We start from the raw sequence: 22,455 nt of genomic DNA on the forward strand, positions 1-22,455 counted from the left end.
ACGGCACGCCGTTCCTTGCCGCCCTCGTTGCGGTACCGCAGAACTTGGTGGCCGCCGGTGCTGAACAGGTTACCGCCGGGCCCGTATGTCTTGTGCAGGACCGCGCCCGGTCCGCACACTCGTCACCAGCAGCAGCTCGAGGATCGCCAGCCGGCGCAGCGCCGCCTCGGTACCGAGCCGCTCGGCCTCGGCGACGGCGTAGTGCAGCAGCCGCCCGATCTGCTCGCTGGTCAGGATCTTGGGGTCGGACTCGTCTCGTTCGGGCCGCGCGACGAGCTTGGCCGGGTTGACCTCGCACACCTGGTTGTTGATCAAGTACTGGTACCAGGCGGAGACGGCGCGAGCCGGTTGCGCACGGTCTACAGGGAGTCGCTGTCGAGCCAGTCCGTACGCCACTCGTCCGCGTCGAGCAGCCGCGCGGTCATCGGATCGATCCGGTACCAGTCGCAGTACGACAGCCACTGCCCCAGGCCGCGCCAGTACGAGCGGCGAGTGTTGTGCGTCTTGAGCTGCCTCCGGAACGCCCTGGTCAGCGAGCGCAGCCTGTACCTGTCACCGGTGTTGGGCGGCAGGGCGGGCAGCCTGCGGACGAGTCTGGCGAGCATGTCGCTCAGCTCCGCTGGACCGGGCTTCTTCGCGGGCATCGCCGGGACGACGCAGGGAACCGGCAGAGGCAGTGCGGCGGTCACGAGCGGGCCTCCTCAACATCGTCGGGGACGGGCGTCGCGTGCGCGAACGCCAGCACCGCGTGCGGGCCCAGCTCGGATGGCAATTGCCGCACAGGTCCTCGCCGGCGAACACCGACACTGCGGCGGCACCGCGGCCGTCGCGGTTGTGGCGGGCCGCATACCCGCACACCGTGGCCACCGGCGCGGTCAGCACCGAGCCCAGCTCCGACCATGCCAGCACCACGGCGTGCCCGCCGGGATCGACTGGCCACCGCATGTGCACCGTGCCGCTCTGTCGATGACGCACGAACCGCTGCTCGACCGCGGGGTTCTCGTGTCCGGTCCGGAGGAAGGTGGCGGTGTTCGGATCTAGTTGGCGGAGGTAGCGGTGGGGTTCAGGGGGTCCATGGCGGGTCGGTGCCCGTCTCGACAAGACCAGCAGGGAGAATGAGAACATGCGCGTTGGAGACCCTGTCGTGTTCACCTACGACGAGCCTGAACTTGACCTGGCAGCCGGCACCCACGGAACCCTCACCGCCATCCGCACGCCGGACGACGTCGACTTCCAGGCCTCCGACGGCCGTGAGTTCACCACCGAGCTGGCCATGCTCGAACCCATCGCCACCGATTCCGCCGACTAGGTCCGGACAACCTCGTCTGCCCGCGTCCGCGCCTACCTGGCGAGTCGCAGGTCGGCGGCTTGATCCTCCGACAAGTACCAGCCGACGGAACACCTCGGCGGCCGCGCGGTCCAGCAGCGCACACAGCCCGCGCCGTCAGTACCTGTCCGGCACCGGCCCGCGCGACCGGGTAGCCTCGCCGCGTAAGTCGCGCCCGACGTGCGTCGCGGTGCCCGACGAGGTCATCGTCGCGGGGCTGTGGCGGACAGGGCCGTGGCGTCGCCACGCGCGCGCAGCCGCTTGGTCGAGATCGAGCGCCAGTTGAGCCGGTCGCCTGGTGTAGGGCGTCGGCGAGCAGGTCGGCGCAGATGTCGCCCTCGTCGAACCGGCGGTGCAGGAACGCGGCCTGCGCCGCCATCCGGAAGAACGACGAACGCGCCTGCTTCGCCGACTCCGGCCGTATCGTGCCCGGCGGGCAGCAGCCAGGACTTCAGGCGGCGTGGGTCGGCGTCCGGCAGCGCAGGACCGGCACCGTGGCCGGGGTGTTGGCGTGCGCGATGTGGTGGACCGCGATGTCGTGGGCGGCAGGTGTACCGGCTCGGTGACGCCGAAGTCGGGCACGGACAGCGCGGCCAAGCGGACCTGCCCGTCGATCTCGATGGTCGCGTAGACGGCTGTCGCGGGCCGCACGCCGTCGTGGAGGTGAGGACTCGTGCTCATGCCTGATTCTCGTGTACCTGGTGTCCGGCAACGGGGTGAGGTGCGCCGGCGGGGATGTGGAACTGGGCCCGCAGCCCGCGGACCTGGGTGGGCGTGATGCTCAGCGCGGCGGCGATGGCGGGATCGTCGCGGTCGGCGCGGGTCAGCGGCGCGATCAGCTTCGCCAGGTTCGCCCGCACCGTGCGGGTTGGCGGCCGAACCCGCGGCGGTGTCGCGCGCGGCGGCTTCAGGCCGCTCCGGTGAGTTCGTCGGTGAGGTACCGGGCAACCTCCGTGCAGATCGTGACGGTCGGGCCGACGAGCCGGCCGTCGCGGCCGACGCGCAGGCCGCCGTCCTCGAGGTCGGTGGAGGCGCACAACACCCGATAGCCGCGGTCGTCGTGCACACCGCCGAACGCCTGCTGCGGGGTGACGATCTTCAGCTCGCCGGCGGCGTCGAGCACCAGCACGGTGCGGTCCTGGCTGCGCGCACACAGCGCGCGGCCGTGTTCCACGGTCACGATCGTCATCGCGTTGCCTCCGTCGCGTCGGCGACGAGCACGTGCGCGCCATCGCCGGTGACACGAGTTCCGAACGGCGACTCAGTCCGCGTCCGGATCACTGTGATGATCAGTCGGCCCGCCATGATGGTGCCCTTCTTCTCGTGGTGACGCCGCAGCGGGCGAACGCCACGGCGGCGCGGGCGAGTTCCGGCACCCGGTCGAGGATTTTGTGCTCGTCCCAGCCGCGCCCCTCGTACGGCTCGACGTGGTCGATCGCGGCGAGCAGCAGCTCGGCGAGCGGGCTGATGTCGACCTGCCGGGGCGGGGCGCCGGTGAGCACGGCCTGCAGCTCCAGGTGGCCGTCCTCGCGGATGCGGCGGGCGGCGTGGCGGAGCAGGCCGGTCAGCGTCTGCTCGGTGTCGGTCATGAGTCCCCCTGTCCAATCAGTGTCCACTTTTCGGGCGCGGATCCAGGTCACGTGCGGTCGCGAGGCGGTACTCCCGCATCTGGGACGACCGTTGGCGTTGGCGTCCACGATGTCGAGGCGACGAACGCGGGTAGCTCACGGCCCTGAACCGGCTGCTCGCTCCGGCTGTGTTTTATATCGTCCTCACTGCACCGCACGGTGACCACCAGTCCCGTCAACACAGGCACGTAGGGATCGATGACGCTGCGCGGTCACCGGCCATACCCTGGAAACAGGACCGGCCGGCGCTGCGCTCCTCCCCCATGAGCCGCCCTCGTGGTACGGCGCCGAGCCCGGATCAGTCGCGACGTCCCGTTTACGGCGGTGCCCCGGCTACGTCGAGCGGGAGGGGCACCGCGTCCTCGCGGTGGTGCTCGACAACGGTTCTAGGACTGCACCCAGTTTCCGGTCCTCGCGGCGTTCAGGAATTGCAGGGCCGCACGGCCGCGGAAGTAGATCCGCCGATGCTCGGGATCCTTGGTGTCTCCGAACCCCCACACCGCCTGGTCAGCGTTCGGACTCTGCCCGCTGTAGCCCACCTCGACGCATGTGTCGTTCGGTTGGGTGTAGGAACTGGTGCGCCAGTTGTTGATCATCATCGCTCCAACCTACGTGGCAGCGTACTCGGTGATGAGCTGCCGTGATTGCTTTGCCGGAAGCGCCTGCTCGCTGAGGCGCTCCATGATGTTCGCGCACTCCTGGACCGCCGCGGGAGCGTCGACGTAGTGCGCTGACAACGGAGTCGGCGCGTACCCGAGCTTCCAGCGGTCGGTGAGCTGGACGACCGAGAGTGGCTTGTTGCCCGTCGGACGCAGCCGGAAGTTGTCCCGCAGCACTCTGACCGTGAGGTTCGGGAGTCGTGCGTCCTCGTCGAGGATATGCCGGAGCTGGCCGGTCATGATCTCGGCGTTGACGGCGGGGTCCTCCACGATAGCGCCGGCGAGTGCTCGTTCCTCGATGAACACGGTGTGCTTGAGCGGTCTGGGCGGGCGGCGCAGCAGCTGCTGGCGCTGCATTCGCTGTGCGAGCGCCGCGATCGGGTCGAGGCCGGGGTTGGTGCGGCGGGCGTAGTCCACCAGGGCGCGGGCGTACACGGGCGTCTGCAGCATCCCGTCGATGAGCACGGGGTCGTAGGCGTGGATGCTCTCGGCGTAGAACTCCAGCGCGAGGTACATGTCGAGGTCGCTGATGACGCCGACAGCGTGTTTCCCGCCCGGTGTGCTCGACCGGGCGACCTCCAGCACCTTCGACAGGATCGGGAACCGATCGGCGAACCCGAGCTCGGTCAGCAGCTGCTCGAGTTGCCTCTGGTCGACACGCCTTTGCTTGGGGCCTTCCTCGACCTCGAACTGCGCGTAGTGCGGTTGCGTGACGCCGATGATCAGGGCGCAGTCGCGCTGGAGCTTCCCGGCGAGGGTGCGGCAGTGGATGAGCTGGTAGCGGATGATCTGCCGAGCCGTTTCGCGACTCATGAACATTTCCACGCTGGTGAAGCCCTCCACAGGTCAGGTACACGGCCGGTAGCCGCACACATCCTGGCACTCACCCGAATTGACCACCCCAGGCTGTCTATACGATGGACAACGACTCGTCTATCTTATGGACAAGCCGTGGCGCCGGATCCTTCCCCACCAGCGACACGGCGTTCCAGGAAGGACCGCGCCCACACGAAGGGCGCGCCGTGTTCTGCCTGGTCAGACGGTGAAGCGGGCGATCACTTCTCCTTGGTCGTCCGGTCCATCGCCTCCACAAGCAGCGGCTGCCCTCCGTCGTGACCTGACCGGCGGGGGCAGCCGCTCCCATCACGGGAGAGCCACCATGGCGTCACAGCCGCAGAGCCCGCCCGCCGTCGTCCGTCCTGGCCTGAGGCAGACGGCGGCGGCACCCCCGCCGGCAGCAGTCGAACCGGCGCGTCCCCGACTCTCGGACACACAGCTCAACGAGGGCCTGGAAGCCTGGCGCCACACCAGGATGCGCACGGCTCTGCCCACGCTGGGTGTGCGATGAGCACGCATGCCGAGGTCCACTCAGACCAGGTCACGTGGGCGTCGGTGGTCGGCACCGAGCGCAGGTACCGCTGGTACCCGCACGCCGGTGGACGGCACGGCATCGACCGCACTGTCGTACAGGGCCGGACGGTGACGCTGTGCGGGAAGGCGCTCACGGTCGCCCCGGACCACACGCTCCGGACCGAGCCCGAGTGCGCCGAGTGCGATCGGATCTGGCGTGAGCGCTGCAACATGCCACTGCGGCCGGCCGCCGACACGGCGACCACCGCGACAACGCGCCGCGACCAGGTCGTCGTCACGCTCCCCGCGATGAGGGCCCAGACGTGACCGCCATGCGGGAACCGGGCTTCGACCACCCTGCGCACGACGGGTTCACGGCCTTCCGGGGCCACGTCGACCCCGAGGACGCCAGGAGCATCCTGACGCCGGTCCGGCGGGTCGACACGCCGGCGCTGCAGGACGCTGCCGACGGGGTCGACCGGTCCTCACCACGCACCGTCGACGACCCCTCGGTCGCGTCGATCGGCGCGTTCCCGGTGGCACGGGAGAAGCACGGTGTCGCCTGGTACGTCGGCCAGCGGGGCTTGTCCTACTTCCCGCTGATCACGGGCACACCGCTGAGCCTGCACTCGTTCGACTGGTCCTCGGCCGCGCTGCCGACACCCGACTTCCCGACAGTGCAGGTCAGTGCCGTCGTCGTGGCCGGATGCGGAACACCGTGCATTCCCCTCGCGGAGCACACCCCGCCTCCGTCCGGTGCCCCGATCTCCGTGTGCACGGACCCGCGCTGCCGACCACAGCCCCACTCCAGGTCGGCGGCCGACCCTCGCGGCGAGGTGACCTCGTGAACACCGCGCTGCGCATCACGGACATCGCCCTGCCCGGCGCCGGCGGCGACCAAGGCAAGGGCCGGCCCACTGCACAAGATCGGATACCTCTATGCGACCGGCACGCCCCATGCTGCCGGGGTACCGGTCGCATGAGCCAGTTGGTACTGCCTTCAGACAGTCCTCACAGGACAGTCTCTGGGTGGGAGTACCAGCGGCAGGCGCTGAAGATGATCGCTGCCGCGATCCTCGACCAGCCCACCGGGTTGGCCTTCCCGCCGCTGGAGCAGATAGCCGGCCGGTTCGCGCTCACCAGGGACACCGCCCTGCGAATGAGAAATGTCTTGGCCGACACCGGGCATCTTCACCGGCTCGGCATCCTCTACATGACCGCACATCCCGGCGTGCCAACGACATCGAGCGCACAGGTGGCGGGATCGCATGACTAGGCCGACGACGCTCGTGCTGCCTGCGCAGCCGCCGACCAACCTGTCGCCGCAGTCCTCCGGCCGGCACAGGGCACAGTTGCTGCAGCAGTACACGATCGACGTCTACGACGCACTCGCGCGGGCCTGCCGCGCCCAGATCGGCGCGGTCCTGCCGGAACCGGCCGTCATCGCCGCGCACTTCACGGCGTTCACCGAAAAGCAGGCCGCCCTCGTCTGCGCTGCGCTGCACGCACGCTACGGCGCGAGCGCGGGCCGCGCCCGCTTCCAGCACACTGGGCACCATAGGCACGACGGCACTCTGGTCGCGAAAGCTCCGCCGATTCACCGCCGAGGAGCAGAACGCACCACAGGCTACACTTTTACCGAACACACGATCGAATGAGACGCCCCACACTGAGCCGTTCGAGTGGTGGCATTATCTCGGTCATGCGCAATTTCGACCCTCGCAGTGACCTGCCTAAGCACCTCGACCCGGCTCAGGCCAAGGTCTTCCAGGAAGCGGACACGGCGCCCCTGCCCAGGCTCGGCGGCCAGATGCTCGTCTGGAATGAAGGCTCCGGTGCCGGGGAGGTCTGGCACCGCCGATCCGACGGCCGCTACCGGCTCGCCGTGTACCAGCCCGCGGACTTGCCCAGCTCCCGCTGGGTTCCCACTGCTGACTGACTCAGCACATCTTCGCAGTGTTGAGGACCCCGGACAAGTCGCGGTTGCGCTGTTTACTGGTATGTCGTGCGAGGATCGCCCAGGTTCGGGGAAGAGGTCGGGTGGCCACGCTCCAGGAAGTCGTCGCGGCGCTGCGCACCGCAGCCGACAAGGCCGCAGCCGCAGTAGCGCCACTGGTCAGCGTGGAGGAACTGGCGACAGACGCGGCGGCTCTGATCAGATCGGCCGGGCAGGGCTCCGACGGGCTGGAAGCTGAGATCGAGCAGGCTGTCGAACAGTTCGCCCTGGTCACAACCGGAGTCCCGGAGCTGCTGAACCTGCTGGATGCTACGCAGAAGGCCATCTCTGGCATCGTCTCCGCGCTGACGGGCACGGACAGTGCGGTCTCGCCGGGGTCTCCTGCGGTCACGTCGGCGCCGGCCTCCGCGGTGCCACGTGCGTCGCGACCGCAACTGTCGTGGGTGGAGCAGCAGCGCCTGAACCTGCCCGGCTACATCACCAGCGGCATCCACGTCGACCAAGACGGGCACTGCGACATGGTGCAGAGCGGCAGCGAAGCCGACGGCGAGCACGAGCGGATCAACGCCTTTCTCATCGAGCAGGAGCTCGTGATCGTTCCGGACGGAGCACGTGCCACGGTGTCGATGCACGTCGAGATGAAGATCGCGTGGCGCATGCGCGTCGGAGGCGCGCGGCGTGTCGAGGTAGTGATCAGCCGGGTCGTGTGCGGCGGGCCGATGGGCTGTGAGGAACTGCTTGAGGACGTCCTCCTGCCAGGACAGGAGTTGACCGTGCACGATCCAGTAGGTCGCGGGTGTTTCGCGGAAGGGATGCGCAGTGACGTACACGCTGGATGTCTGGTACCACCACGACGGCGGCCGGCCGAGGCCGCAGCCGGTTCGTACCGAGTCCGAGCTCGAAGCGTTGCTCACCTATCTGTTGACTCACGAGCAGCCTCACCCCGCGCAGATCGCCGGTCAAGGACTTCCGACGGTGGGGCGGCGTCACCGTCCGGATCGGTTGTTCAAACTCGGCGTCTCCCGTCACGGACAGGTCGGCGCCCTGCTGTACATGGGACCGGGTCCCGCCGCCGACACCAGCAGCGGTGAGGTGACCGCAGGGCTGGAGCGGCGTCCCGGCGTCGTCATCGCTGCCCCTGTCTCTGGACACGTGGCGGTGGCTGAGGTCAAGGTCGGTGCCTGGGTGACACGGACGAGTGAGCCGATCGAGAACGCTCCGACGCTCTACATCGACAAGGCGACGCAAGCAGCGTTCCCGCGGGACGCGGCACTTTCTCTTGACCTTGTGCGGCAAGCGCTTCTGGAGTTCCAGGAGACCGGACAGCGGCCTACCTGCGTCGAATGGCAGCAGACAAGCATCGTCTGATGAGCTGGTGGTGCGTCACGCAACCTTGGCCGCTACTGACAAGGAGGCCCTGGTTGACGCGCAGCTAGGCGGCTTCGATCGTGCAGCACCGTGAGGCGCGTCTATGCCGGAGTAGTGGTGATCGGGACATTCGGGCAGTCAGCCGCCCGTGTGGTGAGCACCTCGTGTTCGACCGGGTCGACGGTCAATGCCCATCGGGTCTTCACCGTCGCCCAGGCGGTGAGGTAGGCACACCTCGCCGGTGCGTGTGGTGGTAGCCAGGTGGAGGGGTCTTGGTCTGCCTTGCTGCGGTTGGATCGCGCGGTCACCGCAACCAAGGCGACCGGCTCGTCGAGGTCGTTGGCGTAGTTCTGGCGTCGCTGCGGGCTCCAGTCGAAGGCGCCGCTGTCCCATGCTTCGGCCAAGGGCACCATGTGGTCGATGTCCACGCCGCTGGGGCCGTCGACGTAGGTGTCGTCGTAGTAGGAGTACCAACGTCCGCCGGTCAGCGTGCAGCGGCCGGCGACCTCGGGTGCTTGTAGGGCCTCGGCCAGCAGTACCTCGGCGCGGGTGTGGCAGCCGTCGCGGTCGGCGTCGATCCAGTGTCTGAACAGGTCGCGGTCGTAGCCTTCACGCTGCTCGTCGGCGACGGGCAGCGCCTCGATCGCGTCGCGCAGCAGGATCACCATCGTGGCCGTGGCAGGGCTCGACGCCGCCTGCGCCTGGATCGGTATGCCGGCCGTGCACGCTGCGAATACAAGGGCGACTATTCCTGGGAAACGCTTCACGGTTGCTCCCACCGGAGAAGGTTGTCGGATGCACGTGGTGTCGCCGGCCGACGACGCCTGAAAATGATCAGGGAGTGCCTGGAATGGGATCACAAGGTGATCCGGCGTCGTCGCTGACAAAGTCGTCGGCTCGTGCGGCCGGAGCGGATCTGTCGGCTTTCCCGGTATAGGCGCCCACCGCTGAACAGCATGTCGATCAGTTGTTGTCGACCTCGTCGAATATAAGCAGAGCCGCTTCTGTCGCCCTAGCCGCAGTGGTCGTTTCCAGCCGATCGAGTCGGGTGGTCGACCGGAGGAGTCGTACTCGCTGGGCAACCGGTGACACCCTGCGGTCTGCGCTGCGGTCGGCAGGCACCCTGCCGGGCGATGGGTTGATGCCCATCGCGCGTCTCCATGTGCTGGCCGGTGCTGAATCCGTGCGACGCCGCGGCCTGGCCGCGGTCCTGCTCGACGAGGACGACCGGGAGGCATTCCTGCGGGTGCTGGAGTCGGCGGCCGACATCAAGGCGGCGGCCAGGGAGATCGGTGCCACCGCCAGCCAGGTCTACGGCCGCATGCGGTGGAACGCGCCGTTTCGCGACGCCGTCGACACGGTGCTGTCCAAGGTCTGCCGAGCGAAGATGGCCGACCGCTGCGGCTCGGCGACCGGCTACAAGCGCGGCGGCCGGTACCGGGCCTGCAGATCCGCGCACCGCTCATCGCGCTAGCACAGGTTTGTCGAGGTCGCGGTGGGTGAGTGCCACGGTCCAGCCAGCCTCGCGGCACAGCTCGGCCAGCATCAGCCCCACCGACGGCGCGCGGTGGCGGCCCCCGACACACCAGATGACCACCTTCGCGGAGCCGAGCCGGACCGGCGTGCGCAGCAGCCGCAGGACATCGGCGGTGAAGTCCTCGACGCCGGGGGTGCGCCGGACGTGCTCGACGACCCGCCGGTCGTGGGCGGAGAGCTGCCGGAACTCCGGGCTGATGTGCGGGTCGCGGAACCAGTCGGCGACCCCGATCACGAGGTTGCCGTCAGGCAGGGCGCCGTGGCCCTTCCCGCACGTCTCGATCAGTACCTGCGGATGCTGTGGTGCGGCCGGTCCGGAGCAAGGCGTCGTGATCGTCATGAGATCAACGTTCGTGCCTGGAACTGTTGCCCTGTAAGCCGTTTCCCGTTGACCGACACGAAGGTCAACGGGAAACGGTGTGCGTGGCGACGGTGGTCGGGGTGGTTCGTGCCGTGTCGCTCGATCGTGTCTGGGCAACCGGGCCTTCTAGGATCCGGCGCCATGCAGACCGGTCCAAACGCCAACCCGTCACGTGTGACCGGGTTGTCCCACACCAAGACCTCGCTGCTGTGGTACCTGCTGGTGCTCCTCGCGGTGCTGGTGCCCTGTTCCGTCCTGCCCTCGACCACGCTGCTGCGCGGCACGCTCCCCGCTCTCGGAGTGCCGGCGATCGTCGCCATCGCGTTGCCGCTCTTGCTGCACGGCGGTGCGGTGTTCGCAGCGTGGGAGGGCATCCGGACCGACGATAAGCGGACGCTGCTGTTCCTGCGCCGCCGCTTCATGCGCATCATCGCCGCGGTGTTGGCGCTCCTGGGAGCGCTCGTCGCCGCCAGGAACTTCAGCGACCACCCGACCTTGTTCGTCGTTTCCGCCCTGACGTTCAGCGCGTGTCCCCTGGCGCTGTCCGCTCTGCTGCGCTTCTCCGGCTCGCGGTTCGAGGCGGGGCAGCAGCCGATCGGAACCTGAGCAGGCGATGAACAGCCGCAGCAGCGCCGCGATCTCGGGCCTACATCTCGCGCTCACGACGCTGCTGCTGGCAATGACCGCCGCGCACCGAACACAACGGAGGAGCAGATGGCGGGAGTGGTCCGCGTCGTGTCGCCTGGAGGGCGCTGCTAATTGTGCAATGACCCTTCCGTCTCCGGGGAGAAGCTCCCAGGACGACGTTCCAAGGTCCGGCCGCTGTGCAAGCGGCACGACGAGCTCACCTTCGGCACACCACGACCAGACGCTGCCCAGGCCGAACACCGCGGCGACCAGTCCTGATCAGCGCATGCTCTGCCCGTGGCGTTCAGTGCGGGTCTCCTGGCGCTGTCCGGTCCGCTGGACGTTTCCCGCCCGCGGTTCGAGGCGGGACAGCAGCCGATCGCAGTCCTGATCGGTACCTCGCGCGGCGGCGGGCGCCGCCGTCAGGACACCAGCCCGAGCCAGCCGGCGTAGGAGACCAGGCCGGGGTTGGATCGCCGGTGCAGGCTGATCAGCACGGCGGTGGTCTCGCGGACCATCGGATGGAACCGGGTCTGTTGCGGGGCAACACGTTTGGCGTGTTCGAGTTCAGTGAGCGCGCCGTCGCGGTCGCCGTGGATGAGGCGGGCGCGGGCGAGATCGATGTGGTGGTGCCCGCGGCGTGTCCTCGGGGTTGCCCGCGACGGCCGCCAGTGCGCGGCGGCGGCGATGGCGGAGGCTCCGTCACCGAGTTCGACGTGCGCGGCGACTTCGTGGCTGGTGGTGTTCGCGGGCCCGAAGGTCAGCCCATAAGAGACCTGGTCGCCGGTGCCGAGCCGGTCAGCGAGGACGCGGGCGGCGGCGAGGTGGTCGCGGGCGAGGTCGGCGTTGCCGGCGCGGGAAGCGAGTGTGACCGAGCGCAGGTGCAGCGACCCGTAGACCACCAGCGCCCGTGGCGACGCCTCGCGCAGCTGATCGTCCAGCGCGGTGCGGGCGGTGTCCATCAGCCGCAGGCCGTGGGCGTAGTCGCCGCCACTCTGGAAGGACTGCGCCCGCGCCCACATCGCCAGGCCGCCGGCGAGGGGGTCGCTGGTGCGGTCGGCGGCGTAGGCGAGCTTGTGCTCGACGCTTTCGGCCAGGTCGGGGTAGCCCAGCCGGTGGGTGAGACTGTGCGCGGCGTGCAGCGCCGCCACCAGCAGCGCGTTCGCCTCCGCCACCTCCGCGCAGTGGTGGGCTGCGGCGATCAGTTCCTCGAGCAGGCCTGGTAGCCGGGCGGCGAGCTTGCCGTAGTCGGCTGCCGCGCGCAGCCCGGCCAGGGTGCTCACCTCGGCGGCGAGGTCCGCGTGGGGGCGGGGTGTGAGGTCGTCGGGCAGGTCGTAGCGGCGCAGCACGGTGCGCAGCGCGTCGACGTCGCGATGGATCCGCGCGTCGCGGCCGGTGTCGCTGTAGGGCTGGCCGGAGAGCCGCTCGACCGGAACGCGCAGGGCGCGGGCACAGGCGGCGAGCAGGGCGTGGCTGGCTGGGCGGTCACCGGCCTCGACCTTGCCCAGCAGGCTCTTCGAGACATTTGCGCGGGTGGCGAGCTGGCGCTGCGTCCAGCCGGCGGCCTTGCGCAGCATGGCGAGACTCCGGACCGTCCGGCACGCACGGCGCGATGAGCGTCGAGGACTGGATCGGCGTGCTGGAGCAGGCCGCCGGGATCGGCGTGCGCGCGGTGCAGCTCATCGGCGGCGAGCCGACCCTGTACCCGCAGATGAGCCGTATCGCGCGGCACGCGCTGTCGCTGGGCATGACGGTCGAGGTGTACTCCAACCTCGTGCACGTCACCGACGACATGTGGGCGCTGTTCGCCACGCCGGGGGTGACGCTGGCGACGAGCTACTACTCCGACGACGCCGGCGAGCACGACACGATCACCCAGCGTCCCAGCCACGCCCGCACCCGCGCGAACATCGCCAAAGCCCGTGCACGGGGCATCGAGCTGCGCGCCGGCGTCGTGCAGGTCCTCGACCGGCAGCGCGTCGCCGAGGCGCGCACGGACCTGGTCGACCTCGGTGTGCCCGGCGTCGGTTTCGACCGCGTTCGGGAGGTCGGCCGCGGTGTGCGCGAGACCGGCACCAGCGCCACGGAGCTGTGCGGGGCCTGCGGCGACGGCCGGGTGGCCATCAGCCCGGACGGCCAGGTCACGGTGTGCGTGTTCGCCGGCGCGATCCAGGTGCTGGGCAACGTGCGCACCACCCCGTTGCACGAGCTCGCCGCCGCCCTGCCGGGCGCGCGTGGCGAGCTGATCGCCCAGGGCATGCCCGACCGTTCCGGCGCGCGTTTCGCGTGCGCTCCTCAGGGCGATCAGTGCTACCCGACCGAGCAGCGGACAGCCACCGGCGCGGCGAGCGCGGGGTGCGCGCCCCAGGGGGACCAGTGCTACCCCACGGAGCAGCGGACGATCAGCCCCGCAGCGAGCACGCGATGAGACACTGCCCCGGTGACGACGTCTGAGGCCTGGACCGATCAGCGGTTCCGCGCGTGGATGGACGCCCACCTCGCGCGGGCCGCCACCGCGTTCGGCCTCGACGTCGTCGGTGAGCCGCGGTACGGCTGGCGTGACCGCTCGGTCAGCACCGCCGCGGTGCGAGGCAGCGGCGAGCGGTACTGGCTTCGGGTCGGGTCCGAGCAGGTCCGGCACCTGGAGAGCCAAGGGCCGTACTGGACCGGCTCGGTCGACGCCAACGTGATCGAGAACGTCGCGAAGCCGCAGGTGGTGGCCAGCCTCGAATGGGATGCCCCTGAGCTCGCCCACCGTGTGCGTGCGGACCTGCAGACGTGGATGCCCGGAACGCCGTGCTCCGCCACGGAAGTCCTGCGTACACCTCTGCACCTGCCCGAGGACTGGTGGAACGCGCTGGCCTCGGCGCTCGCGGCGATCCGCGCCACCCCGACCAGCCGCTACGACGATGAGCTGCCTCGTGAGGGCCGTGTCCGTGCGCTGTTCGGTGACCGCGCCGCCGACGCCGTCCGCGCGGTCACCGACCGCGTCACCCAGCACGGCGATCTGCACTGGGCCAACCTCCAGCACGGCCCGTTCGCCCTGCTGGACTGGGAGATGTGGGGCAACCACGCCGCCGGTGGCGACGAAGCCGCCCTCTACCTGCGCAGCCTGCTCGTCCCGGCCGTCGCCGCCCGGCTGCGGGAGATGTTCGCCGATGTCTTGGACAGCGCCGCCGGGCACGCGGCGCAGCTGCGCGCCGCCGCCGTCCTGCTGCACCGCGCCGACGAGCACCCCGACCTCGTCGACCCGCTTCGGCAGCACCTGCGGCCCCTGCTCAGCAGGCTCACCACGGTCACCACCTACCTCTGACGACACCGACAGGCCTGGGCAAGACCGACGCGGACGCCCTGCTGCCGGTGTGGATGGACGCGACCACCCGCACGACGTTCTCCCGACCGGCTGCACAGCACCGAACCGGACGCACCTGCGTCGTGCTGATCGATGCCGGTGTCGAGGCCTGTACCACCACCGCGTGCATCGCGCGGCGCAGGAAGTTGCGCAGCGCCAGCACCGCCTGGGGGTCTGGGGATTGACCGCGAGCCACTGCCGGGCGGCGGCACGATCGCCCGGCGCGTGGAGGTGACCGCCGAGCAGGTGGTCGACCGCGCGCCCAGGGAACGCCGCACCGGCGGCGATCTGGGCGAGGCGGGTGTACCAGGTACTGCCGTAGCACTCTGGGTCGATCAGGTCGTCGGCCGCGGTGAGGTCTGGTGCGGCACAGTCCGCGCAGGCAGCACCGGCGCTCACCGCGACGCTCTCGCCCTGCTGGCCCGCACGGCCGAGACCGCGCGGGCGAGGACCGGCAGCAGGCGCGGCACCCGGCGGCGTGCGGCGTCGGCCTGCAGGACCCGTGACGCCTTGGTCAGCCCATCCGCGGTGATGCGCCAGTAGCAGCGGCGCGATGCGGCCGGATCGGGCCCGGCGACAGCGCGGCCGGTGATCCATCCCTTGCGGCGGAAGCGGATCAGGATGGGGTATGTCGTCCCGGGAAGCAGGCCGCCGGTGTCGAAGCCGCCGGTGGCCTCGGTGATCTCCAGCCCGTACAGCTCCCGGGCCGGGTCCTCGGCCAGCGCTGCCAGCACGCGGCGGGGGTTGGTGCGCAACGGTTTTTCCTCGCTGGAATCGGTGTGGGCAGGTGGACCTTGCAGGAACGGCGCTACGGCACCGCCTGGGAAGTCACGTCGCGCGGCGGCGACGAGCCGATCGCCCTGGCGCGCAGGCGCGCTGCATGCCGCGAACGCATCGCGGGACGCTTGACGATGTAGAGGTGGCCGCGTACCTGCATGGCGGCCACGATGACCTGACGACGATCATCGACATCCGTCACCGCTGCGGCCTTGACCACCACTCTGACCCGTGGCAGTTCGCCGCCGCGCAGCTTGTCGACGCGCAGCGGCCCGTCATCGACCGGCTGGCCCGCGCCCTGCTCACCCATCGCACCCTGTCGTCACAACGGCTGCGCGACATCGTCGAGCAGCGTCACGCAGCCGGCTTGCAGCGCTGGTGATGCCAGCCGGAACAGGCACCAGGGGATCACCCATTCGTGGCGCAGGTTCGCTGCTAGGATCATGCGCAGTGGGTTGGTGCAGCACTAGCTATCTGCACCAACCCACTGTTGCATCCAGGTCCCGCGCCGCATCAGGCCTACCGTTTCCGGTTGCAGCGCCGCTCGGCCGCTTGGTACGGCAGACGGTCCTCGTGCTTCCCGGCTTGTCTGACCGGCAGTCGCATGCGGCATCCAGCGCCGACGCCGGGATTCGGTGCCCGCCGCGCTCAAGCCCTCTCGTATTTGGGCAACCCACACCAGTTGATGTTTGTGGTCCGGCCGAGAACGCAGCCCGGCAAGGGCGCGCAGGAAAGCGCCCGGCGCTTCTGGAGACCGGACTACCTGCACCCAGGGCCGCAATGGAGAGATCATTACCTGCCTCGCGCGAACGGCGATGGCGTGGCGCGGGCGCACATCGAGTATGTGGTGTGCTTGCCTCGGGGGGTGATCTTGGTAGGGTCGCCACCAAACTCTTGAAGGAGCTCGCACATGGCGCAGAAGGTCATTGTTCAGCTTATCGACGATCTCGACGGCACCGCTGCCGAGGATGTCGAAGCCGTCAGCTTCGGCTTGGACGGCGTCACCTACGAAATCGATCTGAAGCAGGACAACGCCGCGAAGCTCCGTGATGCCCTGGCCGACTTCGTGGCCGGCGCTCGCCGCACGAGCGGCCGAGCCAAGCGGGCGACGAGCACCAGCCGCACCATCGTGGCCGAGTCACGGACCAAGGAACAGACGAAGGCCATCCGCGAATGGGCCAAGGCCGAGGGCCACGAACTTTCCGATCGCGGCCGCATCCCCACCAGCGTCATCGAGGAATTCGAGAAGGCGCACCGCTGAGTCAGCGAACCTGACGGGTGTTGGTGACGCGGCAGATCTAGTGCACGACCGTGGCTCCTGGCACAGCCTGGGTTCACCACCGTCCTCAGCGGCCGCAGGCTTTCCCGGTTTACATGATCCGCCCGCTTGGCCGCGATCTCGTCATGACGTCGGCCAGCGCAGCACGTTGTTCGAGGCGTCAGGTGAAGTGGGCGGCGGCTGCGCATCCGCTGAGCGGTCACCGATTCGGCGAGATGGCCGCCGCGGCGGCGTAGGGGTCGAGCAACGCAAGCACGGGCTCGTCGTACGAGCCGAGCAGCATCGCCGCTGTGGTTTCGATCCGCTCGGTGACCCCGGTCATGCGGCTGGCCAAGATCGCCGACGAGCACTTCGCTCCCGTCACCGGAGATCGCCGTCGCCACCGACCTCGCGGTGCTGATCGGCGATACTCCGCGCGGCGGCGCAACGCCTCCGGTGACTACACGGACACCGCGTGGGCAGGCATCGTCACCGGCACCCGCAGTCGACCACATTCGAACCCGCCAACAAGACCAGCTTTTCCACGGGCCGCGTGGCGTGTTGTGGCTGGAATACGACCCGGTCCCTGCTGTCGTCCTCGCCCTCCCCATTCCGCCTGGCGCGCTGCGGCAGTGGTGCACCGGCACGACCACACAAGCACTGGGTAACCAGGGATTCGGGTCACGCCTCGGTGTTGCCGGACATGACCGAGGCCGACTGCCACGCGACAGCGCTCGGAAGGGATCCGTCTGAGTCCATGAATTCCCTGCAAGCCTGCCAGACAACATCGACCGGATACTCCGCGGTCTTCGGGAACTCGCGGTCGGACGACATGTAGTAGTAGAGACGATTCTCAGGCGCGGAAAACTCGTCATCCGGGTTCATGCTGTACAGCCCGTGCCGGTGTTCGCCGCCCGAGTAGTACAAGACGCCGCGGTCACCGAAGAACCCGGCGTCGAGGATCACGCGGTGGGGTTCGCTCGCGTCCAGCATCTCGAAAACCACCGGGTAGGTGATAGCACTTGCCTGTACCCGCAGGGCCTGCAAGTCCTGCAGGGTGCGGACGAAAGTCGGCTCGTCGCTGTCCTCGTCCCACCAGACCTTCAACTCCACGACGACTTGGCCCCTCCGGTATAGGTCTTCTTCATCTTCACGCCCAGCCGGTTGATCCCGTACACGGTCAACGAGCTTCCTTCCGGCAAGACCACCGGCACCAGCGTGTCACAGCCGTAGTCACCCTTACACGGGACGTGATTGATGACCACCGTCGCCTGGGTGATCCCTGCTGCGCCATGTATACCGCGATCTTGATCTCCACGTCTCTCGACGTGGTGGGCACTGCCGGAATCCCCATGTCCGTGAGGTGTTGTTCGACCGCCTTCGACATCTCGTCGACACCGCTGGCCAGCTCCCTGACAGGTGCACCAGGATCATCGGTGTTGGTGAACCAGCGACCGTGTGTTTCTGACCAGACCCTCGCTGCACCGGCGGAGGTACTTCCCGGCGAAGTTGTTCGATGTGGTCGCTGCTTCCGCGCTGTGCAGCCGCGGCGTGTGGCGGGGCAGATGGCTCAGTCTGTGCAGGAGCCGCGGAGGCTGCTCCGCTGAGTGCGAGGCTGTGCAGGATCGCTTCGACACCGCAGATGCCGGCACCAAAAACGGGTGCAGTTGCTTCGCCCCGCCGACGACCGCGGCGAACTGCGCGTTGGTTGTCTCCACATCGCCTTGCGCGCTGCCCTGCACTGCTGTCAGCAGGTGCTCCTGCGCTTCTTCGGCCAGCTCCGCGGCCTGTTGCAGTGCACCGCCGGCCTGCGCGGCCTTGTCGAGCACCCTGTTCAGACCCTCGCCGACCTGATCGAGCGATGCCACACCGCGCCCCTCCATCACAACGGACCGATCGTCGCACCCGCCACCTGACAACCGACGGTCTCGCGAGTTCACCGGCCTGCGGGACCAACGGTTGCAGCTGCCGCCTGGCGACACATCACCAGCGGCTCCTCTCGATGACCAACGCGGTGTTAGAGAAGGAGTGCCTTGTCTCGCCATGCGAGGTGGAGCAGCGTCAGTGCACTGGCTGACAGTCGTGGATTGAGTCGTTCGATCGCCTCGCCGGAGAACGGCATGTCTGTTCGGCCGTTGGCGCCGACGATCTTGCCTTCGTCGTTGGTGTGCACGAGGTTTGCGAACAGTTCGTCGAAGGCGTGGTCATCGATCACTGCTACTGTGAGTTGCATCGCTCCGAGCTCAAGCGGTTCGATGACCACGCCGTAGTGCCAGAGCCGGAGAAACCCGTTGTTGCGGAACCGCTCGAACGATCTGAACGGCTCTTCGGCGGTGTAGTCGATCGGCTGTGGGCTGTTCCCGTCGTGCTCTGGGTTGCCGAGGAACTCCTCTGAGAATTCGCGCATGATGTTGCGCCACAGGGAAAAGTCGTTGTAGACGTCTGTCGGGTCCACCGACGACGGCTGGAACTCGCCTGCCGGCATGACGTGACAGAGTCCGCCTCCGTCGGCGACCTTGCCGCCGTCGCGCTCGTGCAGCACGAATCGGTGGTCACCGTCGCGGCCGCGGCGGATGGTGAGGGTGTTGATTCCCGGTGACATCAACAGGCGGTGTGGGTCGAAGGGGTCGCCGACAGCGGTGCGCAACGGCAGCGCATCCCAGCCGGGTGCGGATCTGCCGGCCGCGAGCCATGCCGCCTTGAACTCGTGGGCGACGGACTGCTTCACGTCGAATGTCTCGAAGAACGAGGTGGTTGCGAAGGTCAGGTCCAGTCCTCGGCCTGGTCGGACGTCCAGAAGCCTGTAGCTCAGGCGGTTTTCCAGCAGGCGTGGGCGTACCAGGTCGCGCACCGCCCGGCTGTAGTTGGTGTACCGGTGGCCTTGGTCGGTCAGGGGCAGGACGTGGTCGACCGGTGCCAGTGGTGGTGTGGGCGGCTGGGCTCCACTCCAGACCAGACGGACGTCATCGAGCTCTACGGGTCGGTCGAGCAGCCACCCGGGGCCGGTCAGCACGTGTCCGCCGGGTCCTCGTTGCGATGCCGGGTAGAGCCACGCCGCCAGTTCGGTCAGCTCTCTGCCGCGGACGCCAGGGGCGTTGCGGACTTCCAGCCATTGTCGCTGGCTGGTTCGCACCTGGTCAGTGTGCGCGGCGGCGGTTGTGGCCGGTGGCGCTGTCGACGGCGAGGAGTCGGTGAGGCGTTGACGTAGCCGCGTCTGTTCGTGTTTTGCCTGCGCGCGCAGTGTGATCAGCTCGCCTCGGGCGTTGAGGACGTTGTCGAGCGCTGTGACGAGTTCGTGCGACGGGAGGTTCTTGCCGATCTTCTGCGCGGATGCCACGTACTGGCGGGTGTAGCCGGACAGGGTTGCCAGCTCGTTGTCGCTGAGCCCCGCTTGTTTCCTCAGTTCCCGGACTGTGCTGGCCAGCCGCACGGCGGCTGGTTCGGGCAGGTCGCCGCGGGTGGGCTGGTCGTGCGTCACGTGCCTCTCCGAGTCTGTCCGGGGGGAGGCAAATACGCGCCGGTGCCGACTTGCCTCCTTACGTGATCGTAGCCGCGGTGGTCACATGACCGCAGGTCCGTCTACTGCGGCCTGAGATCACCGATCGGAGCCGACCGTGTCTGAGCTGTCGCTTCGTGGCCTCGTTCTGGGGCGCTGGAGTGTCCGTGCTCCCGTCGCCGTGTCCGGGTTCGGGGGCCGCTGGGTGGTGCGGTGCTCGAGTGCGAGGCGCAGATGGACGCCGTCGTGCAGGAATTGGTGGAACGCAGCACGGCGGTTCATGACCGGTGCAGCGGCAGCTGTCGGCTGCGCGGGTTCTCTCCGACACGCAGCGGCCTCGGCTGGACCTCGGTTCAGTCGAGGCCGCACATGCAGTCGTCGTGGACATCATTTGCCGGCCAGTTCGTTCCGCAACCGACTCGGCCGACGCCAGCACAGCCGCCTGCGGCGGGCGAGGCGTGGTGAGCGACGAGCACCTGGCCGAAGGACGGGCTGCGCCTCGGGAGACCGGCCGCCGTAGCCGGCCGTCTGCTGGGATGCCCGTCCCGCTGAAGTCCTCGTGATCCGTGTCCCACCGAGTGATCGTGACTGTGATCGGAGTCGCCGATGTCTGCCCTGTCCCCGCTGGCTCGCACAGTCATGTGTGCGCTCGTGAGCCTGCCGGCCGGTGCACCGGCCTTCGATGTGCGTTTGCTGCGCGCGGTGCTCGGCACCGACGAGCCGGTCGCGGCGGGCGTTGCGGCTGAGCTCGTGCTTCACGACGTGCTGGTGGTGCACGAGCCGAGCCGGTATCTGCTCACCGAGTCCACGGTGGTACTCGCCGGCGATACGGTTCCGGACCCTGGCGCCGTGCAGGCCGCGATCACGTGGTTCGTTCATCAGGCCGTGGCCGCGGACCGCGCGCGAGATCGGTTCGCCACCACGGTCTCTGCCGTGTACGACACGATCGGCGCGTCGGGATTCCGCACGCCTGCCGCGGCGATGGCCTGGTACGCCCCGCATCATCTGTGGTTCATGGCGCTGCTGGACGACCTGGTCGACCGCACGTGGTTCGAGTTGAGCATCACCCTGGCCGAGGCGGTCTTCGGTCTTGCCGGCCACAGTGGACTGCACCACGACCAGGTGCGTGCGGCGACCCACGCGGTGCACTCGCTCGACTCCGTGTACTGGAAGAGTGAGTGGTCCGGCGGTGACGCGGAGACCGACGGCCGCACACGCCGGCACGAGCTGCGATCCGCGAGGTTCACGATGAAGCTGGCGTCGGCGCTGCGCAATCTGGGTGATGTCGACGGTGCACTGGTGGCGTTGCGGGAGGCCGAAGAGCGCGGCCGCGCGACTGCCGACGTGCGGGTGCTGGCCGCGGTGGCACGCGGACGGGGCTGGGTGCACTACGTCGCGGGCAACTGGGTGGAGGCGGAGCGTGAGTTGCGCCGAGCCCGTGTTCTGGACGATGCCGTCGGCGACACGCGACGAATCGCTCTGGGCAAGCGCCGCCTCGGCGCGGTGCTTGCCCGACTGGGTCACATTGACGAGGCGCTGGCCGAGCTCGACGGCGCGGCCGCCGCCATGTCCGAACTCGGCGACCACATCGCGTTCGCCCGCGTGCTCACCGAACTCGGCGCCGCGTTCGTCGCCGCCGGCGAACCGCGCAAAGCCATCACGCCGCTGACCACGGCGCTGGACACGATGCAGCATGAGGACGCCGGCTGCGACGCCTACCTCGCCGACATCTACCGATCTCTGGGGCAGGCCCGCACGGACCTCAGCGAGCTCGACGACGCCGAGTACTGCTTCGGCAAAGCCGTGGAGCACTACCGCCGGGCACACCGCGACGCCGATGCGGCCGCCGTCGAGTCCGCGTCGAACCAGTCGTAGCGACCGTGTCGAGACCGCGCAGTCACGGCGACACTGTCCCGGCACGCCGAAACGGTGACGGGTGCGCACGACGTGGACATCCACCGGCCCACAACCTCCCTGCCCAGGCAGCGACCACGAACCGAGGAGCCCCCAGCTGTGACCGCAGCGCCCGTGCCCGGAGCCCTCGATGGCGCGACGCTGCTGCGGGCGCTCACCGCCAGCGATCCGGCCGTGATGGAGACGCTGCTGGCGGGCCGCCAGTGGACGCGCATACCCGGTAAGGCATCGGGTGCGCCGTGGCCCACGTCCCAGCGTCCGCCCGAGAACGCCACGGCGCCGACACCGGCCCGATCACACGAGCCACGTGACCCCTGGGGCCGGCCATAGTGTCTTCGCTCGGCGATACGGGCCAGGAGAACATGGTGGTGCGTCACGGATCGGCGGAGTCGCCCCGGCCAGGCAGGACCGGGGCGACAACCGGCAGCCAGACGGGCACCGGCTACCCGGTACCCGCGGCATCGGCGCAGGCCTGGGTGGCGCCCGAACTTCCGGGGATCGACACGTCGATCCCCAGCGCTGCCAGGGTCTACGACTATCTGCTCGGTGGGGGCCACAACTTCGCTTCTGATCGCCTGCTGGCGCAAAAGATCATCAAAGTGCAGCCCGGTGCGGCTCGTATCGCCCGGGAGAACCGGGCATTTCTGCAGGTGACTGCCTGACCGGTCACCTGCAGGCGCGGCAACCGGCACGGAACAGCTCGTCGTACCGCTACTCGGGATCGGTACGACGAGCCGCCGAGCCCGCACCGCGACCGCGCGGTTGCCGCCGGGGTCGCCGTCGAGCCGGGCTGGCCGCGGCGGCGGTCGCGGTGCGCGGCCGATACCGAACCGGACGGCACGACG

General features: G+C 69.0%; 31 protein-coding genes and 2 pseudogenes. 15 read left to right on the plus strand and 18 right to left on the minus strand.

Annotation, left to right across the window (positions count from 1 at the left end):
• Positions 1-69: 69 nt before the first annotated feature.
• Positions 70-315, minus strand: coding sequence for a hypothetical protein (locus ACZ7CF_RS33825; RefSeq protein WP_470371567.1), 246 nt, complete (start codon positions 313-315; stop codon positions 70-72).
• A 44-nt stretch (positions 316-359) separates the two neighbouring features.
• Complete coding sequence (locus ACZ7CF_RS33830) at positions 360-689, minus strand: hypothetical protein (RefSeq protein ID WP_470371568.1); 330 nt, start codon at positions 687-689, stop codon at positions 360-362.
• A gap of 434 nt (positions 690-1,123) precedes the next feature.
• Between ACZ7CF_RS33830 and ACZ7CF_RS33835 the strand changes: the two genes are divergently transcribed.
• Entirely contained in the window at positions 1,124-1,309 is a 186-nt protein-coding gene (locus ACZ7CF_RS33835) for a hypothetical protein (protein WP_470371569.1), read from the plus strand.
• Positions 1,310-2,004: 695 nt separating this feature from the next.
• Here ACZ7CF_RS33835 and ACZ7CF_RS33840 read toward each other — a convergent pair.
• The 5 genes from ACZ7CF_RS33840 to ACZ7CF_RS33860 all read right to left on the minus strand — a co-directional run bounded on the left by ACZ7CF_RS33840 (position 2,005) and on the right by ACZ7CF_RS33860 (position 4,427).
• Positions 2,005-2,187 carry a hypothetical protein gene (locus ACZ7CF_RS33840; protein WP_470371570.1) on the minus strand — a complete coding sequence of 61 codons (183 nt, stop codon included), beginning with the start codon at positions 2,185-2,187 and terminating at the stop codon, positions 2,005-2,007.
• Between the two features lie 47 nt (positions 2,188-2,234).
• A complete protein-coding gene (locus tag ACZ7CF_RS33845) occupies positions 2,235-2,516 on the minus strand; it encodes a hypothetical protein (RefSeq protein WP_470371571.1) in 282 nt (93 codons plus the stop codon).
• 100 nt (positions 2,517-2,616) lie between these two features.
• On the minus strand, positions 2,617-2,916 hold the full coding sequence (locus ACZ7CF_RS33850; RefSeq protein ID WP_470371572.1) for a hypothetical protein: 300 nt from the start codon (positions 2,914-2,916) through the stop codon (positions 2,617-2,619).
• A 425-nt stretch (positions 2,917-3,341) separates the two neighbouring features.
• On the minus strand, positions 3,342-3,554 hold the full coding sequence (locus ACZ7CF_RS33855; RefSeq protein WP_470371573.1) for a DUF397 domain-containing protein: 213 nt from the start codon (positions 3,552-3,554) through the stop codon (positions 3,342-3,344).
• A 9-nt stretch (positions 3,555-3,563) separates the two neighbouring features.
• A complete protein-coding gene (locus ACZ7CF_RS33860) occupies positions 3,564-4,427 on the minus strand; it encodes a DUF5753 domain-containing protein (RefSeq protein WP_470371574.1) in 864 nt (287 codons plus the stop codon).
• Positions 4,428-4,958: 531 nt separating this feature from the next.
• On the opposite strand from ACZ7CF_RS33860, the gene ACZ7CF_RS33865 reads away from it, so the two are divergent.
• The 7 genes and pseudogenes from ACZ7CF_RS33865 to ACZ7CF_RS33895 all read left to right on the plus strand — a co-directional run bounded on the left by ACZ7CF_RS33865 (position 4,959) and on the right by ACZ7CF_RS33895 (position 8,289).
• The gene (locus tag ACZ7CF_RS33865) at positions 4,959-5,291 is read left to right on the plus strand and encodes an HC3 family zinc finger protein (protein WP_470371575.1); all 333 of its coding nucleotides are present in this window, start codon (positions 4,959-4,961) and stop codon (positions 5,289-5,291) included.
• A complete protein-coding gene (locus ACZ7CF_RS33870) occupies positions 5,288-5,812 on the plus strand; it encodes a hypothetical protein (protein ID WP_470371576.1) in 525 nt (174 codons plus the stop codon). Before ACZ7CF_RS33865 ends, ACZ7CF_RS33870 begins: the two co-directional genes overlap by 4 nt.
• Positions 5,809-6,240, plus strand: a complete 432-nt coding sequence (locus ACZ7CF_RS33875) for a hypothetical protein (protein WP_470371577.1) — start codon at positions 5,809-5,811, stop codon at positions 6,238-6,240. The genes ACZ7CF_RS33870 and ACZ7CF_RS33875 overlap by 4 nt, the downstream gene beginning before the upstream one ends.
• Complete coding sequence (locus tag ACZ7CF_RS33880; protein WP_470371578.1) at positions 6,233-6,622, plus strand: hypothetical protein; 390 nt, start codon at positions 6,233-6,235, stop codon at positions 6,620-6,622. The genes ACZ7CF_RS33875 and ACZ7CF_RS33880 overlap by 8 nt, the downstream gene beginning before the upstream one ends.
• A gap of 44 nt (positions 6,623-6,666) precedes the next feature.
• Complete coding sequence (locus ACZ7CF_RS33885) at positions 6,667-6,903, plus strand: hypothetical protein (protein ID WP_470371579.1); 237 nt, start codon at positions 6,667-6,669, stop codon at positions 6,901-6,903.
• 536 nt (positions 6,904-7,439) lie between these two features.
• A pseudogene (locus ACZ7CF_RS33890) lies at positions 7,440-7,646 on the plus strand (DddA-like double-stranded DNA deaminase toxin); the annotation flags it as partial.
• Between the two features lie 94 nt (positions 7,647-7,740).
• Positions 7,741-8,289, plus strand: a complete 549-nt coding sequence (locus ACZ7CF_RS33895; protein WP_470371580.1) for an Imm1 family immunity protein — start codon at positions 7,741-7,743, stop codon at positions 8,287-8,289.
• A gap of 101 nt (positions 8,290-8,390) precedes the next feature.
• Here the strand turns inward: ACZ7CF_RS33895 and ACZ7CF_RS33900 are convergent, their stop codons facing one another.
• Positions 8,391-8,957: an HNH endonuclease family protein gene (locus tag ACZ7CF_RS33900; RefSeq protein WP_470371581.1), complete on the minus strand. Its 567-nt coding sequence runs from the start codon at positions 8,955-8,957 to the stop codon at positions 8,391-8,393.
• Positions 8,958-9,472: 515 nt separating this feature from the next.
• On the opposite strand from ACZ7CF_RS33900, the gene ACZ7CF_RS33905 reads away from it, so the two are divergent.
• Entirely contained in the window at positions 9,473-9,763 is a 291-nt protein-coding gene (locus tag ACZ7CF_RS33905; protein WP_470371582.1) for a hypothetical protein, read from the plus strand.
• On the opposite strand, the gene ACZ7CF_RS33910 is transcribed toward ACZ7CF_RS33905, so the two are convergent.
• A complete protein-coding gene (locus ACZ7CF_RS33910) occupies positions 9,752-10,165 on the minus strand; it encodes a RapZ C-terminal domain-containing protein (RefSeq protein WP_470371583.1) in 414 nt (137 codons plus the stop codon). The two genes, ACZ7CF_RS33905 and ACZ7CF_RS33910, sit on opposite strands and share 12 nt — an antisense overlap.
• A gap of 162 nt (positions 10,166-10,327) precedes the next feature.
• Here ACZ7CF_RS33910 and ACZ7CF_RS33915 point away from each other — a divergent pair, with 162 nt between their 5' ends.
• On the plus strand, positions 10,328-10,792 hold the full coding sequence (locus tag ACZ7CF_RS33915) for a hypothetical protein (protein ID WP_470371584.1): 465 nt from the start codon (positions 10,328-10,330) through the stop codon (positions 10,790-10,792).
• A gap of 443 nt (positions 10,793-11,235) precedes the next feature.
• Here the strand turns inward: ACZ7CF_RS33915 and ACZ7CF_RS33920 are convergent, their stop codons facing one another.
• A complete protein-coding gene (locus ACZ7CF_RS33920) occupies positions 11,236-12,390 on the minus strand; it encodes a helix-turn-helix domain-containing protein (protein WP_470371585.1) in 1,155 nt (384 codons plus the stop codon).
• Positions 12,391-12,425: 35 nt separating this feature from the next.
• Here ACZ7CF_RS33920 and ACZ7CF_RS33925 point away from each other — a divergent pair, with 35 nt between their 5' ends.
• Both ACZ7CF_RS33925 and ACZ7CF_RS33930 read left to right on the plus strand, forming a co-directional pair.
• The gene (locus tag ACZ7CF_RS33925; protein ID WP_470371586.1) at positions 12,426-13,241 is read left to right on the plus strand and encodes a radical SAM protein; all 816 of its coding nucleotides are present in this window, start codon (positions 12,426-12,428) and stop codon (positions 13,239-13,241) included.
• Between the two features lie 12 nt (positions 13,242-13,253).
• Positions 13,254-14,126: an aminoglycoside phosphotransferase gene (locus ACZ7CF_RS33930; RefSeq protein WP_470371587.1), complete on the plus strand. Its 873-nt coding sequence runs from the start codon at positions 13,254-13,256 to the stop codon at positions 14,124-14,126.
• A 434-nt stretch (positions 14,127-14,560) separates the two neighbouring features.
• On the opposite strand, the gene ACZ7CF_RS33935 is transcribed toward ACZ7CF_RS33930, so the two are convergent.
• Genes ACZ7CF_RS33935 through ACZ7CF_RS33945 form a run of 3 tightly spaced genes read right to left on the minus strand, consistent with a single transcriptional unit; the run spans position 14,561 to position 15,387 of the window.
• On the minus strand, positions 14,561-14,920 hold the full coding sequence (locus tag ACZ7CF_RS33935) for a PadR family transcriptional regulator (RefSeq protein WP_470371588.1): 360 nt from the start codon (positions 14,918-14,920) through the stop codon (positions 14,561-14,563).
• Positions 14,921-14,973: 53 nt separating this feature from the next.
• Entirely contained in the window at positions 14,974-15,252 is a 279-nt protein-coding gene (locus tag ACZ7CF_RS33940) for a hypothetical protein (protein ID WP_470371589.1), read from the minus strand.
• Between the two features lie 12 nt (positions 15,253-15,264).
• Entirely contained in the window at positions 15,265-15,387 is a 123-nt protein-coding gene (locus ACZ7CF_RS33945; protein WP_470371590.1) for a hypothetical protein, read from the minus strand.
• A gap of 465 nt (positions 15,388-15,852) precedes the next feature.
• Between ACZ7CF_RS33945 and ACZ7CF_RS33950 the strand changes: the two genes are divergently transcribed.
• The gene (locus ACZ7CF_RS33950; RefSeq protein WP_470371591.1) at positions 15,853-16,203 is read left to right on the plus strand and encodes a histone-like nucleoid-structuring protein Lsr2; all 351 of its coding nucleotides are present in this window, start codon (positions 15,853-15,855) and stop codon (positions 16,201-16,203) included.
• A gap of 217 nt (positions 16,204-16,420) precedes the next feature.
• Here ACZ7CF_RS33950 and ACZ7CF_RS33955 read toward each other — a convergent pair whose 3' ends face one another.
• From ACZ7CF_RS33955 to ACZ7CF_RS33975, 5 genes and pseudogenes are all read right to left on the minus strand, one after another.
• Positions 16,421-16,585 (minus strand): hypothetical protein, encoded by a 165-nt coding sequence (locus tag ACZ7CF_RS33955; RefSeq protein WP_470371592.1) that lies wholly within the window; start codon positions 16,583-16,585, stop codon positions 16,421-16,423.
• 296 nt (positions 16,586-16,881) lie between these two features.
• The gene (locus ACZ7CF_RS33960; protein WP_470371593.1) at positions 16,882-17,313 is read right to left on the minus strand and encodes an Imm1 family immunity protein; all 432 of its coding nucleotides are present in this window, start codon (positions 17,311-17,313) and stop codon (positions 16,882-16,884) included.
• Positions 17,304-17,608, minus strand: a pseudogene (locus ACZ7CF_RS33965) (DddA-like double-stranded DNA deaminase toxin). Before ACZ7CF_RS33965 ends, ACZ7CF_RS33960 begins: the two are co-directional and overlap by 10 nt.
• Before the next feature lie 22 nt (positions 17,609-17,630).
• Positions 17,631-18,068: a hypothetical protein gene (locus ACZ7CF_RS33970; protein ID WP_470371594.1), complete on the minus strand. Its 438-nt coding sequence runs from the start codon at positions 18,066-18,068 to the stop codon at positions 17,631-17,633.
• 149 nt (positions 18,069-18,217) lie between these two features.
• The gene (locus ACZ7CF_RS33975) at positions 18,218-19,678 is read right to left on the minus strand and encodes a helix-turn-helix transcriptional regulator (protein ID WP_470371595.1); all 1,461 of its coding nucleotides are present in this window, start codon (positions 19,676-19,678) and stop codon (positions 18,218-18,220) included.
• Between the two features lie 669 nt (positions 19,679-20,347).
• Between ACZ7CF_RS33975 and ACZ7CF_RS33980 the strand changes: the two genes are divergently transcribed.
• Together ACZ7CF_RS33980 and ACZ7CF_RS33985 are read left to right on the plus strand one after the other, a co-directional pair.
• Positions 20,348-21,571, plus strand: a complete 1,224-nt coding sequence (locus ACZ7CF_RS33980; RefSeq protein ID WP_470371596.1) for a tetratricopeptide repeat protein — start codon at positions 20,348-20,350, stop codon at positions 21,569-21,571.
• 368 nt (positions 21,572-21,939) lie between these two features.
• A complete protein-coding gene (locus tag ACZ7CF_RS33985) occupies positions 21,940-22,272 on the plus strand; it encodes an SAM-dependent methyltransferase (RefSeq protein WP_470371597.1) in 333 nt (110 codons plus the stop codon).
• The last annotated feature ends 183 nt before the right edge of the window (positions 22,273-22,455 follow it).

It is taken from the genome of Lentzea sp. NPDC036955 (assembly GCF_055608005.1).